Origin of the sequence: Methylobacillus glycogenes JCM 2850 (assembly GCF_000617925.1) — a bacterium.
GTDB classification, from domain to species: domain Bacteria; phylum Pseudomonadota; class Gammaproteobacteria; order Burkholderiales; family Methylophilaceae; genus Methylobacillus; species Methylobacillus glycogenes.
Map to the genome: position 1 here is coordinate 88,996 of NZ_BAMT01000006.1, position 14,249 is coordinate 103,244.

A 14,249-nucleotide genomic window follows, 5' to 3' on the forward strand; every position below is an offset into this window, starting at 1 on the left:
CATGCAGCTTGTCATTGTCACGGGCCTGTCGGGATCGGGTAAAAGCATAGTACTCAAGATGCTGGAGGACAGTGGCTATTACTGTATCGATAATTTGCCCGCCACCCTGCTGCCGCAAATCTCAGAACACCTGAGCCAGGGTCACCACGACCAGGTAGCCATCAGCATAGACACCCGCAGCGCCTCGCTGCAAGCCTTGCCGCAGAATTTACGTCAGCTCAAGGACAGCGGCATGGAAGTGCAGGTCTTGTTCCTGGAAGCCAATGTCGAGACTCTGGTTAAACGTTATAGCGAAACCCGGCGCCGTCATCCGCTCAGCAATGAAACCAATACCCTGGCCGAGAGCATCAGTCATGAGCGCCACCTACTGGAGCCGCTGGTCGATCTGGGCTTGCGCATAGATACCAGCAACCTCAGTGCCAATACCTTGCGTAACTGGGTCAAGGAATTCGTCATCCGCAAGAGCAACGGCCTGACGCTGTTGTTCTCTTCGTTTGGCTTCAAACATGGCATTCCGCTGGATGCAGATTATGTGTTTGATGTGCGTTGCCTGCCCAATCCCTACTACGACAAAGAATTACGGCCTTATACCGGCCAGGATCAGGTGATCTGTGATTTTCTCGAGCAACAAGCCAGCGTGCAACTGATGTTTGATGATATCAGCGGCTTTGTCGAGCGTTGGCTGCCCAGCTTTGTTGCCGATAACCGCAGCTATCTGACCGTGGCTTTGGGTTGCACTGGCGGGCAACACCGCTCGGTGTATCTTGTTGAGCGCTTGGGCAAATATTTCCGCGAGCGCGAGGGCAAGGTCATGATACGACACCGCGAGCTGGAAAAAGCTTAGCTAGACCAGGCTGCAGGTCGGTGACTAAATCTGTTACTAAATCGGTGACTCGATCGCAGCCAGTCATTCAAGACAGGATAGACAGTATGATAGGAATACTCATCATTGCTCATGGCACCCTGGGCGAAAGCCTGATTCACTGTGCAAGCCATGTGATGGGCGCGCGGCCGCAATTGCTGCGCCAGTTGGGTGTAGGTACGCATGATGACCCCTCTAGCCTGCTGCCGCAGGCACAGCAAATGATACGCGAGCTGGATGAGGGCCAGGGTGTGCTGATACTTTCCGATATTTATGGAGCCACGCCTTGTAACCTGGTCAGCCGCTTGCTGATTCCAGGTCATGTGGAGGGGGTGGCCGGGGTTAATCTGCCCATGCTGGTAAGGGCGCTGACCTATAGAAATGCCAATATCATGACCCTGGTCGACAAGGCCATCAGTGGAGGGCGTGACGGGGTAGTACATTTTTCCAAGGACGCATGTAAGCATCATGATTAAACAAGAAATAGAAATCATCAACAAACTGGGTTTGCATGCCCGCGCATCGACCAAGCTGACGCAGACTGCCAGCCAGCATCAGTGCGAAATCTGGATAGAGCGCAACGGCAGACGCGTCAATGCCAAAAGCATTATGGGCGTCATGATGCTGGCCGCCAGCAAGGGCAGCAAAATCATATTGGAGACCAATGGCAGTGATGAACAGGCTGCCATGGAGGCCTTGGTCAATCTGATCAATGGTCGTTTTGGCGAGCCTGAATAAGGTTTATCCCTCAATCCCCCCAGGATAGCGATCAGAAAGAAGCAACCATGGCGCAAAGCAGCAAGGTGAGTTTCTCCATGCACGGTGTGGGTGTGTCTAGTGGCATCGCCATAGGCAATGCCCACCTGGTATCCAATGCCCTGCTCGAGGTGGTGCACTACCATATCCCCAAGAAATCGCTGGTGGCGGAGCTGCTGCGTTTTGAGAATGCGGTTGAGCGCGTGCGGCAGGATCTGGAAGAAATACGCAATCAGCTGCCCAGCAATGCGCCCGCCGAACTTAGCGCCTTTATCAACACCCATTTGATGATACTGGCCGACAAACACCTGTCGGAAGAACCCAAGGCCATCATAGAGCAGGATTTGTGCAACGCCGAATGGGCATTGAAACAGCGCATGAATGAGCTGGTGGCGCAGTTTGAACTGATAGAAGACGAGTACCTGCGCGAGCGCAAGCAGGATGTGGTGCAGGTTGTCGAGCGTGTCATCAAAGTCTTGCTGGGTCACCCTAGCGAAGTGGCCATACGCCCGGACGAAAGTGCGCTGATTCTGGTAGCGCATGATATTTCGCCTGCGGATGCTATCCAGTTCAAGCATCACCAGTTTGCAGCTTTTATTACCGATGTAGGTGGGGTGACCTCGCATACCGCGATTCTGGCGCGTAGCCTGAGTATTCCCTCCATCGTTGCCTTGCACCGCGCGCGTGACCTGATACGCGATGGCGAGCTGATTATTGTTGATGGCAATGACGGTGTGGTGATCGTCAACCCGGACAAGGACACCCTGGCGGAATATCGCTTGCGCCAGGAGCAATGGGAGTTAGAGCAGCAAAAACTCAAGCGCCTCAAGCAGACCCGTGCGGTCACTTTGGATGGGGTGGAAGTCGAACTGCATGCCAATATTGAAGTGCCTTCCGATGTAAGCAAGGCCAAGGCGGTAGGGGCAACCGGGATTGGCTTGTACCGCACCGAGTTTCTGTTCATGAACCGCCGCGATATGCCCAATGAAGAAGAGCAGTTTGCGGCTTATCGTACCGTGGCTGAACTGATGAAGGGCCAGCCAGTGACCATACGCACGCTGGACCTGGGGGCGGACAAGCAGATGAACCCAGATGCCGCGCGTAGCTGCACCAACCCGGCGCTGGGGCTACGCGCCATACGCCTGTGCCTGTCTGAGCCGCATATCTTCCATACCCAGTTACGCGCCATTCTGCGTGCTTCGCACTACGGCAAGATCAAGATTTTGATTCCTATGCTGTCCACCTTGTCTGAGCTACGCCAGACCATCGTGCTGCTGGAGCGTGCCAAGGCCAGCCTGCGCGCAGAACAGCTGCCGTTTGACGAAGAGATCAAGCTGGGCGGCATGATAGAAATCCCTGCGGCTGCCATCAATGCTGAGGCCTTTGCGCGTGAGCTGGATTTCCTTTCCATAGGCACCAACGACCTGATTCAGTACTCGCTGGCGATAGATCGCACCGATGATTCGGTTTCGCATCTCTATAGCCCCTCACACCCTGCCGTGCTCAAGCTGATTGAAATGACCATACGCGCAGGTAACAAACAGGGCATCCCGGTATCAGTGTGTGGCGAAATGGCGGGCGATCTGCACTTTACGCGCCTGCTGATGGGCTTTGGCTTGCGCCAGTTCTCCATGCACCCTTCGCACATACTCAGTATCAAGCGCCAGGTATTGCAGACCGAGTTGCAGGCGGTGGCACCCTTGGTGCGCAAGATCATGGGGCTCTACGATATAGAGAAGATTGAGCCTGTCTTGGTTAAGCTCAATCATTAACCCAGGCAAGACGAGTCCGCTGATAGCGCTGGGTCGTTTCAATGCAGCCCTGCCTGTCAGTGTTTGCCGGGATGTCGCAACACTTAACTGCTTGGCCTTTAGGAGAAACCTAATATGAGTGACCTCGTCCCCGTTGTCAGTGCAGATGACAAGAATATCGCCGTACTAACCCATCTGGGCGGCACCTTGTTCAGCTTTGTACCTGCCTTGCTTGTCTGGCTGTGGAAGAAGAATGACAACGCCTTTATCGCCGAGCAGGCGCGGGAAGCGTTGAATTTCCAGATTACCCTCTTGATAGGCTATGCCATCAGCTCCATATTGACTGTGATACTAGTGGGATTTGTGATGGGAACTGTGCTGTGGTTGGGCAATCTCATACTCTGCATATTGGCGGCCCTTGCGGCCAGCCAGGGCGAATCCTACCGCTACCCATGGACTTTGCGCTTAATCAGTTAAGCTTTTATCAGTCTCATGGCATAAAAGCCGCCATGAACACGTCACAACAAAGGATTTCAATTGAGCAACACTGCATCCAACCCCTTACTGCATTTTTCCGGCCTGCCGCAGTTTGATCAAGTGCGCGCCGAGCATGTGACCCCTGCTGTCGATCACCTGCTGGCTCAGGGCAAGCAATTGATAGAAGCCCTGGTAGCCGACACAGCGGCCCCCACCTGGGAAAACTTTGCGCGTCCGCTGGAAGATTTTGAGGAGCAGATGTCACGCTCCTGGTCACAGGTGGGCCACCTCAATGCCGTGATCAACAGCCCGGAGTTGCGTGAGGCCTACAACGAAAACCTGCCCAAGCTGACGGCTTTTTATGCCGATCTTTCACAGGATGAACGCCTGTATGCCAAGTTCCGCGCTCTGCGTGGCAGTGCGGCGTACGAGCAGCTCAATACTGCACAGCGCAAGATTCTGGACAATGAACTGCGGGATTTCCGCTTAGGCGGTGCAGAACTGCCTGAAGACAAAAAAGCCCGCTTCAAGGCCATACAGGAAGAGCTTTCCACCCTGGCAGCCAAGTTTGAAGAAAACCTGCTGGATACCACCAATGATTACGCACTGATCATAGAAGATCAGGCCAAGCTGGCGGGTATCCCCGAAGATGCATTGCAGGCTGCCGCCGAAGCTGCCCAGGCCGATGGCAAGACTGGCTGGAAATTCAGCCTGCAATTCCCCTCTTATATGCCTGTGCTGCAATATGGTGAAAACCGTGAATTGCGCGAGACTTTATACCGTGCCTATGCCACGCGTGCTTCCGAGTTTGGCAAGCCGGAATGGGATAACACTACCCTGATACGCGATATCCTTAATCTGCGCCATGAGGCGGCAGTGCTGCTGGGTTACAGCAACTATGCTGAAACTTCGCTGGCGACCAAGATGGCCGAGACCCCAGCCCAGGTGGAAGACTTCCTCAATAAACTCGGTGCGCGCGCACGACCTTTCGCCGAGCGCGATATGGAAGAACTGCGCCAATATGCTGCTGAGAAGCTGGGGCTGACTGAGCTATTGGCCTGGGATATTGCCTATGCCTCGGAAAAATTGCGCGAAGACAAATACGCGTTTTCCGATCAAGAAGTGAAGCAGTACTTCCCCGAGCAGCAAGTACTGCAAGGCTTGTTCAAGGTCACCGAAACCATCTTTGGCCTGCAGGTACGCAAGGTGGAGGCACCGATTTGGCACAAGGATGTTAGCTTCTATGAAATAACCGACCAGGCGGGCAAGCCTGTAGGCCAGTTCTATCTTGATCTCTATGCGCGCAACAACAAGCGCGGGGGTGCCTGGATGGATGAGGCAATTACACGCAGACGCAAGCCGCAGGGCATAGAAACCCCAGTGGCTTTCCTCACCTGCAACTTCTCTGCGCCAGTGGGCGGCAAGCCTGCTTTGTTCACGCATGATGAAGTCATCACCATGTTCCATGAGTTTGGCCACGGTCTGCACCATATGCTGACCCAGGTGGAAGATTACGGCGTCTCTGGCATCAAGGGTGTGGAGTGGGATGCGGTGGAACTGCCCAGCCAGTTTATGGAAAACTTCTGCTGGGAATGGGAAGTGCTGCGCCATATGACACGCCATGTTGACACTGGCGAGCATCTGCCACGGGCATTGTTCGACAAGATGGTGGCGGCCAAGAACTTCCAGGCTGGCATGCAGACCGTGCGCCAGATTGAGTTCTCGCTGTTTGATATGCGCTTGCACGCCAACTTTGAGCATTACGAAGCCGATACTGCGCTCAAGCTGATAGAATCTGTGCGTGATGAAGTGGCGGTGCTGCGTCCTCCGGCATGGAACCGTTTCCCCAACAACTTCTCGCATATCTTCGCGGGTGGTTATGCCGCGGGTTATTACAGCTACAAATGGGCAGAAGTACTCTCTGCCGATGCCTACAGCATGTTTGAGGAAAGCGGCGTATTGTCGGCCGAGGCGGGCAAACGCTTCTGGAATGAGATTCTGGCGCAGGGCGGCTCACGTCCTGCCTTGGAATCCTTTATCGCCTTCCGTGGCCGCGAGCCCAGCATAGATGCTTTGCTGCGCCATAACGGTATGACTGCCTAGGACATGACGATCCAGACTAGGGGCGTTTAGGGTCGTGTGGCCATAAGCGCCTAGGATCAAGCTCTGCTAGCAAGCGGCCAGTGTTTAACCTACACTGGCCGCTTGTTTTTTGTCCGTCACTAGCTAAGAAACTTCCATGGCACTTAAATCCACCGTCTACAAAGCCAATCTGCAGATTGCAGATATGGAACGGCATTACTATCAAGATCACGCCTTGACCCTGGCGCGTCACCCTTCAGAAACCGATGAGCGCATGATGGTGCGCCTGCTGGCCTTTGCCCTGCAGGCTCATGAGCGCCTGGCATTTGGCCAGGGCTTGAGCGCAGATGACGAGGCCGATATCTGGCGTACGGATCTGACAGGCAGGATAGAACAATGGATAGATGTAGGCCTGCCGGACGAGCGCTTGCTGCGCAAGGCCAGCAGCCGCGCTGATGAAGTGCTGCTGTATGCCTATGGCGGACGTACGGCAGAGATGTGGTTTGAGCAGAACCGTAAGGAGTTGGCGCGGCTGAAAAATCTGGCAATTTATAATCTGGCGCCGGAAAGCACTCAGGCGCTGGCAGCACTGGCGCAACGTACCATGGATCTGCAATGCACCATACAGGATGGTCAGGTCTGGCTCAGCAATGCTGATGGTAGTGTAGAAGTCAGCTTGGAACGTTGGCAGTAAGCTGAGCTGGGTAAATGGCGGTATTCACGGCTGGGCAAAGTTGCGCTATTCAATGCTGTGCAAAGTTGCACTTTTTAATGTTGGGCAAAATTGCCCATTGGCGCATCGGCTAGCAGTTTAGACAGATCGCGGCTTTTCAGGCCCAGCGCATAGCCCAGTACGCCGCTGCCTATGACCACATCCTCGTAATCGTAGACACTGCTGTCCACCAGCACTCTCAACTCCTCGGGCAGGGCAATCGGGGCCACGGCACCCACCACATAGCCTGTCGCCGCCTGCACTTCATCATATTCGGCCATACGCAGCTTGCGTTCTTCCAGCTGCTCACGCAGGCTGGCCCAGTCGGCGCGGCCACCGCCTGCCACTGCCAGCAGCACAAATTGCTCAGAGCCAGTACGGAACACTATGCTTCTGACCACAGACTTGGGTTTCAAGCCTTGCTCATGCAGCAATTCTTCCAGTTGCCGCACGGGTTTCTTGTCCTCACTCAGTGGAATCTCAATGATGCGGTAAGCGATGTGATGCTGATCCAGCAAGGCGGTAACGGGAGACTGTAAGTCCATGCGAGTGTCCTTGTTTCGATAAACCTATGATGTGCCTGCCAGGCAGTTTTCATTAATATGCACAATGATGGCATTGGAGACAATTACTATGTGGGATGAACGTTACAGCACTGAGGATTATGCCTACGGCAAAACCGCCAACACCTTTTTGCAGCAATATGCGCAACATCTGGGATCAGGGGTTACTAAAGGCAAGGTGCTGAGCCTGGCAGAAGGCGAGGGACGCAATGCCGTGTTCCTTGCGCAGCAGGGCTATGAAGTCACGGCGGTAGATGGTTCGCTGGTGGGTTTACAAAAAGCGCAGCGTCTGGCCGCAGAGCAGGGCGTGAGCATTGCCTGCATACATGCTGATCTCAATGAGTTTGATCCTGGTGAGGCGCAATGGGATGCCATCATCAGCATCTTCTGCCCCATGCCGCCTGCCTTGCGCCATTGGTTGTTTCCGCGCATCATACGCGGCCTCAAGCCCGGCGGCGCTTTCCTGCTGGAAGCCTATACACCGCAGCAACTAGCCTTTGGCACTGGCGGCGGCAATGATGCAGCCTCCATGCTCAGTCGAGAAATTCTCAGTACTGCCTTGGCCGGGTTTACCTTCCAGCATCTGGCAGAGCTGGAACGGGATGTGGTTGAAGGCCAGTACCACACCGGACGGGCGTCTGTGGTGCAGGTGCTAGCGCGTAAACCTGGCAGCGAGAGGGCCTGAATATCAATACCACAGCGGCTATCTGGATAATCCATTAATGAGTTCACCACCTGTCATAGAGGAAAAACTGCGCATGCATGCCCGTAATCGCCATCGCGCTGGCTATGACTTTGCCAGCCTAGTGACGGCACACCCTGGCTGAAAAAATATGTGCGGCTTAATCCGCTAGGGGTCAGCACCATCGATTTTGCCAATCCTGCGGCGGTCAAGGCGCTCAACCAGGCTTTGCTCATGTCTTGCTATGGCGTGGTGCACTGGGATATCCCGGCAGAATTTCTCTGTCCGCCCATCCCTGGCCGTGTCGATTATCTGCATTACCTCGCTGATCTGCTTGCTACATCGGCCCATGAAAAACAGCCTGAGGTGCGGGTGCTGGATATAGGCACCGGGGCCAATCTGGTCTACCCCTTGCTGGGGCAATATGAGTACGGCTGGCAATTTGTGGGCGTGGATACCAACCCTGCGGCGCTGGCGAATGCACAGCGCATCATAGAGGCCAATCCTGGCCTTGAGCAGCGTATCAGCTTGCGCCAGCAGCGAGATGCGCACGCCATTTTTGATGGCATTATCAAAGCGGGTGATCAATTCAGCTTCAGCATGTGCAACCCACCATTCCATGCCTCCTTGCAAGAAGCGCAAGCAGGGGCCAGACGCAAATGGTCAGGGCTGGCGCGCAGCGCTGGCCAGCAATCTCAGTCCAGAAATCATGCGCAGGCCAAGCACCATCAGCAGCCCAGATTGAATTTTGGTGGCCAGGCAGCAGAGTTATATTGTGACGGCGGTGAGGTGGGCTTTATTACACGCATGGTGGCAGAAAGTGCACGCTACCCCAGCCAGTGCCTGTGGTTTACTACCTTGGTCTCCAAAGCCGAGAGCCTGTCAGCGGTCAAGCGTGCGCTGAAGCAAGTGCCAGTGCAGAGTGTGGAAGTGATAGAGATGGCCCAAGGACAGAAGCAAAGCCGTATTTTGGCCTGGAGTTTTGTAGAGAAAGCCGGACGCAGAGCAAAATAAACCTGGTCTGGCTTGCTGGTCTGGTTTGATCTTGCAGCCATGCGGCGCATGCAGGGCGGGACTCAATGGTAAACTTGCAGCTATCTTCTTTGAACCACCCCGAATCCATCCCTGATGAAAATTGCTACCTGGAACGTCAATTCCCTCAACGTCAGATTGCCCCATGTACTGGACTGGCTAGCTGCCGAGCAAGTCGATGTGCTTTGCCTGCAAGAGACCAAACAGGAAGACAGCAAGTTTCCCTATGCGGCGCTGAAAGAAGCAGGCTACAACGCCATTCACAGCGGGCAAAAAACCTATAACGGCGTCGCCATTATCAGCCGCATGCTCTGGAAGATGTCAGCATGGGAATTCCTGGCCTGAACGATGAGCAGAAGCGTGTGATTGTCGCCACGGTGCAGGGTATCAGGATAGTCTGCGCTTACATTCCCAACGGCCAGAGCCTGGATTCGGACAAATATCAATACAAGCTGGGCTGGCTGGAAGCCCTGCATCGCTATCTGCAGGAAGAGTTGCAGCGTCATCCCAACCTGGCCTTGCTGGGTGATTACAATATCGCCCCTGCCGATGAAGATGTGCATGACCCTGCGGCCTGGGTTGGGCAGGTGCTGGTGAGTGAGCCTGAGCGTGAGGCCTTCCGGGGCTTGGTGGGTCTGGGCCTGCATGACAGCTTCCGGCTGTTTGAGCAAGAGCCAGGTAGCTTCAGCTGGTGGGATTACCGCATGGCTGGTTTCCGTCGCAATCTGGGCCTGCGCATAGACCACATCCTCGTCAGCCAGCCCTTGCTGGCACATTGCCTGCGTTGCTGGATAGACAAGGCACCACGCAAGCTGGAGCGCCCTTCAGACCATACACCTGTGGTGCTGGAGTTGAGCGCTTTACCCTAAACCAAATCCAAGCGCATTAATGGCTCTGATTCCAAAGCCATTCAGCACAAGAGGATGCTTTTTATCGGCATTAATGCTTGGCCGTGCCATGAATGCGGCCGCTGCCACCGGATTGGTACAAAGTGCCTTGCGGATGTTGCGGGGCACGGCCTTGTTGCTGGGCTTGTACCAGGCGATGGGACAATTTATCGGCGAGGGCGGGCATCAGTCGACTCAGCGAAATATTCAGGGTGGCCATCACGCCTACGCGTATATCGCGCCCGCCTTGCTGGGCTGCTTCCAGTATGGCTTCTGCCACTTGCTGCGGATCTATCTTGGGGTCGGGCAAACGTGGTTCACGCGATAGATAATTCTTGGCGTGCTCACTGTAAGGCGTGTTCACAGCGGTGGGTTGTATCAAAACGATAGAAACCTTGCTGCTATCCATCTGCTCGGTTTCTACGCGCAGATTATCGGTAAAACCTTTGACCGCATGTTTGGAGGCAGAGTACATGCCCTGCAAAGGCAACACGCTTTCCGAAGCCTCTGAGCCTATGTTGATCAATACGCCACCACTGGCACGCAGATGCGGCAAAGCCGCCAGCGAGCCATGCACCAGGCCCCAGAAGTTGATATCAAACAGCCTGCGGCTATCGGCTTCCAGCACATCATCCAGACGCCCATAGATACTGACACCAGCATCATTGACCCAGGTGTCTATACGACCATGGCGCGCAATGACTTCCTGCACCACCTTATCTACATCTGCGCGTTCGGCCACATCGGCAGCGACAAAACTGGCTGAACCACCACTGGCATTGATCTCGCTGCTCAATTGCTCCAGCAGTTCGCCGCTGCGCGCCACCATGACGACTTCAGCGCCCAGTGCTGAAGCCAGAATGGCAGTGCATAGCCCGATGCCGCTGGAGGCGCCAGTGATGACCATGACTTGTTCATTCAGGGGTTTATGTTGGGACATGAGCTTGCTCCTGAGAATTAGCTTGTCTCTATCCTATTCCCTCAGACTTGAAATACCATCGGAACAGCTCGCAAATCCCTGTAGGATAGCCCTTCAGGCGCTGTTGTCAGCTGGATGTCAACTTGCGGCGCTGTGAGGCGTTAACACTTTTATATCCCCTAAACGCTATCCGACAAGGAGTGCAGGCATGAGCGACGATCTGGTCAATACCGGCCCGCTGTTTGATCTGCAGGCACAAACCTTGTTTGTCTACGTCAAGATTCCCATCACCCGCCATAGTCTTGTCGACCCATTTCATCAGCGTGAATATGAACTGGCCAGCCGCTTACAGGATGCGGCGGCGGGCAACGTCATAGGCTGGGGGCAATCGGTAAGCGATGCCGCTGAAGATGGTGAGCAACATCCTCTGCACCAGCGTATAGACATCACCACGCAAAACTTGGCGCATACACGCCAGCAACTGCGAAAAATCCTGATAGACCTTGCAGTGCCTGCAGGCACGGAAATTCACTATACGCAGGCAGGTCAGGCCTATGTGGATATCTATTTGCCACATGCCAATAAACAGACGGGGTGGCAGTTGGGCGTAGGAGATAGCTGACTTGTCCATATTGGCTGAATTCACGCACAATAGTGCGCTGCCATTTCGAAAGCCCGTATGCACGATTTCGCCCTGATTGCCTTGCATCTCGCCAGCGCCTTGCTGGCGGGGGGCGTCATTGGGCTGGAGCGCAGTTTTCATGGCCGTCCGGCCGGCTTCCGCACCCATAGTCTAGTTTGTCTGGCATCCAGCCTGCTCATGCTGCTCACCTTGTTCCAGTGGGATTTACTGCCTGATGTGCCGCGGGAAAGCATCAATGCCGACCCCACGCGTATGGCGCAAGGCATCATGACCGGCATAGGTTTCCTGGGCGCTGGGGTGATCTTCAAGGAAGGTTACACCGTACGCGGGCTGACTACGGCAGCCTCAATCTGGATCACGGCTGCCATAGGCATCATGCTGGGCATGGGTTTCTTCTTCCCTGCCGTTTTGACCACCTTGTTGACGCTGGGCGTGCTATCACTATTCCGCTGGATAGAGGTGCGCCTGCCCTCGCACTACTATGCGCATTATCTCGTGTGTTTTGATCGCCATGATTATATGGACGAGCCCGAGCTGCGGCGCTTTATAGACAAGCAGGGCTTTACCATAGCCAATATGAGTTATGCCCTGAATCATGATGGCACCACCATGGAGTACAGCATGATACTGCGCAGCTCCAGCCAGGCGCATATGGCTACCCTGGCCAAGGCCATGCTCAATATGGACATGGTGAAGTCTTTCCGCCTGGCACCTACGCGCGATTGATGCCAGGTACAGCGTCATGCCTAGGCATAAAGTTATGCACTCACTGAATGCTAGCTGAGCGGATTTTCATGGCAAACTCTGCCTATGGAACATAAACACTCTCCCCTCAGCCCGGCCTGGATAGCCCGCAGGCGCTATGAAGCCGGATACACCGGAAAAACCTTTAACTCAGATAGTCTGGATAGCGAATATCAGCGTGACCGCGCACGTATTATTCACTCGGCGTCTTTTCGCCGCCTGCAATCCAAAACCCAGATTTTCAGCATAGGGGACAGCGATTTTTATCGCACCCGCCTCACGCATTCGCTGGAGGTCGCGCAGATAGGCTCGGGTATATGCGAGCGCTTGCGCCAAACCTATGCGCAACAATCAGAGATTCAGGCGTGGATTCCATCCATGGGCCTGATCGAAGCCATTTGCTTGGGCCATGATCTTGGGCATCCGCCTTTTGGTCATGGCGGTGAAGTAGCACTGAATTCTGTCATGCATGCCCACGGTGGCTTTGAGGGCAATGGCCAGACCCTGCGCATAATCAGCAGGCTGGGGGAATACTCTCCCGAGCATGGGCTGGATCTCAGCAGACGCACCATGTTGGGCCTGCTGAAATATCCGGTGTTGCATCATGAAGTGGCTAATTATCCGCAAGCACCAGCACAGCAGAGTTCAAATATTGATCATGCCCAGCCACCCAAATGCCTGCATGATGATGAGGCCGATGTGCTGGAATGGATATTGGCAGCCTTCTCGCCGCAGGACAGTCTGCATTTCCGCCAGCAGCAAGCGCGTGTTGGCAAGCATGGCAAAGCGCTGCATCAAGGCTTTGATACCTCCATCATGGAGCTGGCAGATGATATCGCCTATGGCGTGCATGATCTGGAAGATGCGCTGGCGATGGAACTGGTCAGTGCGCGGCAATGGCAGGAACTGGTGCTGCAGCCCGCGCAGGCACTGAGCACCTGCCCGCTGATGCAGGAGACGGATTTTTACCAACAGAAACTCTTCTCGGGCAGTGACCGTGAGCGTAAACATGCCATCAGTCGCCTGGTGAATTACTTTATTGCCAATATCCGCGTCACGCAGCAAGCCGGATTTGACAGCCCAGCTTTGCAGCTACAAGCCGAGATGGAACAAGAAGCCCACGATTTGCTGCTGATTCTGAAGAAATTCGTCATGGATGTGGTCATACGCAGGCCGCAGATTCAGGCTTTGGAGTTCAAGGGCCAGCAGATGATCATGCGCTTGTTTACTACCTTGCTAGAAAACGCCGAGCGTTTGCTACCTAGCGCCAATCTGGCGCAGTTGCAGCAGAGCGGTAATGCAGAGCGGGTGATCTGCGATTACATAGCCAGCATGACGGATATCCACGCTACGCGGCTTTATCACCGCTTATTCAGCCCAGACATAGGCTCGGTATTTGATAAATAAATAAGTTGTTCAAATGTACATTATTTTAGCTAAACCTCGCCATGAGCAGTTTGCCCGCCAGCGCCGATAACTCCATTAGCGTTGCAGCACTGTTGACGCTATCCGGTGGCTTTCTCGATGCCTTTACCTATGTTGGCCATGGACATGTGTTTGCCAATGCCATGACCGGCAATATTGTGCTGATGGGAGTAGCGCTTGCAGGCCAGGACTGGGCGCAGGCGTTACGCCACCTGCCGCCCTTGCTCGCATTTGTGGTGGGGGTGTTTCTGGCTAATTGCCTGCGCTTGCCCAGAGTGAGAAAAGCCCTGGCCAGCCCGGCACTGGTGTGTCTGGGGCTGGAGATCGTGATACTGGGCATAGGCAGCCAATTGCCTGTAGATTTCCCCGATGCCTGGCTGGTGCCTTGTATTGCGCTGGTGGCGGCGATGCAAAACTCCAGCTTCACACATATAGGCAGTACGCCCTATAACTCTGTGATGACCACAGGCAATCTGCGCCGCAGCATAGAGGGCTTATTCAGAGGGGCAGTGAGCAGGCATGATGGTGGGGCCTGGCGCGAGGCGCGCCTGTTTGGGCTGGTGTGTTTATGTTTCTTGCTAGGCGCAATTGCTGGCGGCGTATGCACCCTGGCCTGGCATAACCTCGCCTTGCTGGCGCCCATGCTGATGCTGATATTGGCCTTTATCATCTGCTTGCTGGATGCCAGACAAGCGGCATTGAATTAGCTCAGTA

15 protein-coding genes and 1 pseudogene are annotated in these 14,249 nt (G+C 54.7%); 14 read left to right on the forward strand and 2 right to left on the reverse strand.

Going from position 1 to position 14,249, the window contains the following annotated elements; genetic code table 11:
- Nucleotide 1: 1 nt before the first annotated feature.
- From rapZ to JCM2850_RS09805, 7 genes are all read left to right on the forward strand, one after another.
- On the forward strand, nucleotides 2-844 hold the full coding sequence (rapZ, locus tag JCM2850_RS09775; protein WP_025871508.1) for an RNase adapter RapZ: 843 nt from the start codon (nucleotides 2-4) through the stop codon (nucleotides 842-844).
- An 86-nt stretch (nucleotides 845-930) separates the two neighbouring features.
- Nucleotides 931-1,338: a PTS sugar transporter subunit IIA gene (locus JCM2850_RS09780; protein WP_025871510.1), complete on the forward strand. Its 408-nt coding sequence runs from the start codon at nucleotides 931-933 to the stop codon at nucleotides 1,336-1,338.
- A complete protein-coding gene (locus JCM2850_RS09785; protein ID WP_025871512.1) occupies nucleotides 1,331-1,600 on the forward strand; it encodes an HPr family phosphocarrier protein in 270 nt (89 codons plus the stop codon). The genes JCM2850_RS09780 and JCM2850_RS09785 overlap by 8 nt, the downstream gene beginning before the upstream one ends.
- Nucleotides 1,601-1,647: 47 nt before the next feature.
- A complete protein-coding gene (gene ptsP / locus JCM2850_RS09790; protein ID WP_025871514.1) occupies nucleotides 1,648-3,390 on the forward strand; it encodes a phosphoenolpyruvate--protein phosphotransferase in 1,743 nt (580 codons plus the stop codon).
- A gap of 114 nt (nucleotides 3,391-3,504) precedes the next feature.
- Nucleotides 3,505-3,846 (forward strand): DUF4870 domain-containing protein, encoded by a 342-nt coding sequence (locus tag JCM2850_RS09795; protein ID WP_025871516.1) that lies wholly within the window; start codon nucleotides 3,505-3,507, stop codon nucleotides 3,844-3,846.
- 60 nt (nucleotides 3,847-3,906) lie between these two features.
- The gene (locus JCM2850_RS09800) at nucleotides 3,907-5,949 is read left to right on the forward strand and encodes a M3 family metallopeptidase (RefSeq protein ID WP_025871518.1); all 2,043 of its coding nucleotides are present in this window, start codon (nucleotides 3,907-3,909) and stop codon (nucleotides 5,947-5,949) included.
- A 136-nt stretch (nucleotides 5,950-6,085) separates the two neighbouring features.
- Entirely contained in the window at nucleotides 6,086-6,622 is a 537-nt protein-coding gene (locus tag JCM2850_RS09805; protein ID WP_025871520.1) for a YaeQ family protein, read from the forward strand.
- A 74-nt stretch (nucleotides 6,623-6,696) separates the two neighbouring features.
- Here JCM2850_RS09805 and JCM2850_RS09810 read toward each other — a convergent pair whose 3' ends face one another.
- Nucleotides 6,697-7,185: an aminoacyl-tRNA deacylase gene (locus tag JCM2850_RS09810; protein ID WP_025871521.1), complete on the reverse strand. Its 489-nt coding sequence runs from the start codon at nucleotides 7,183-7,185 to the stop codon at nucleotides 6,697-6,699.
- 88 nt (nucleotides 7,186-7,273) lie between these two features.
- On the opposite strand from JCM2850_RS09810, the gene JCM2850_RS09815 reads away from it, so the two are divergent.
- From JCM2850_RS09815 to xth, 3 genes and pseudogenes are all read left to right on the forward strand, one after another.
- The gene (locus tag JCM2850_RS09815) at nucleotides 7,274-7,888 is read left to right on the forward strand and encodes an SAM-dependent methyltransferase (RefSeq protein WP_025871523.1); all 615 of its coding nucleotides are present in this window, start codon (nucleotides 7,274-7,276) and stop codon (nucleotides 7,886-7,888) included.
- A gap of 150 nt (nucleotides 7,889-8,038) precedes the next feature.
- Nucleotides 8,039-8,899, forward strand: coding sequence for a 23S rRNA (adenine(1618)-N(6))-methyltransferase RlmF (rlmF, locus tag JCM2850_RS18440; RefSeq protein ID WP_369384873.1), 861 nt, complete (start codon nucleotides 8,039-8,041; stop codon nucleotides 8,897-8,899).
- Between the two features lie 114 nt (nucleotides 8,900-9,013).
- A pseudogene (gene xth, locus JCM2850_RS18445) lies at nucleotides 9,014-9,786 on the forward strand (exodeoxyribonuclease III).
- A 70-nt stretch (nucleotides 9,787-9,856) separates the two neighbouring features.
- Here xth and JCM2850_RS09830 read toward each other — a convergent pair.
- Nucleotides 9,857-10,744 carry an SDR family oxidoreductase gene (locus JCM2850_RS09830; protein WP_025871525.1) on the reverse strand — a complete coding sequence of 296 codons (888 nt, stop codon included), beginning with the start codon at nucleotides 10,742-10,744 and terminating at the stop codon, nucleotides 9,857-9,859.
- A gap of 187 nt (nucleotides 10,745-10,931) precedes the next feature.
- On the opposite strand from JCM2850_RS09830, the gene JCM2850_RS09835 reads away from it, so the two are divergent.
- The 4 genes from JCM2850_RS09835 (at nucleotide 10,932) to JCM2850_RS09850 (ending at nucleotide 14,242) form a co-directional block, all read left to right on the forward strand.
- Nucleotides 10,932-11,345 (forward strand): hypothetical protein, encoded by a 414-nt coding sequence (locus tag JCM2850_RS09835; protein ID WP_025871527.1) that lies wholly within the window; start codon nucleotides 10,932-10,934, stop codon nucleotides 11,343-11,345.
- A 57-nt stretch (nucleotides 11,346-11,402) separates the two neighbouring features.
- Nucleotides 11,403-12,092: an MgtC/SapB family protein gene (locus JCM2850_RS09840; RefSeq protein ID WP_025871529.1), complete on the forward strand. Its 690-nt coding sequence runs from the start codon at nucleotides 11,403-11,405 to the stop codon at nucleotides 12,090-12,092.
- Between the two features lie 84 nt (nucleotides 12,093-12,176).
- Complete coding sequence (locus tag JCM2850_RS09845) at nucleotides 12,177-13,517, forward strand: anti-phage deoxyguanosine triphosphatase (RefSeq protein WP_199898303.1); 1,341 nt, start codon at nucleotides 12,177-12,179, stop codon at nucleotides 13,515-13,517.
- Nucleotides 13,518-13,558: 41 nt separating this feature from the next.
- Nucleotides 13,559-14,242, forward strand: a complete 684-nt coding sequence (locus tag JCM2850_RS09850; protein WP_025871532.1) for a YoaK family protein — start codon at nucleotides 13,559-13,561, stop codon at nucleotides 14,240-14,242.
- The last annotated feature ends 7 nt before the right edge of the window (nucleotides 14,243-14,249 follow it).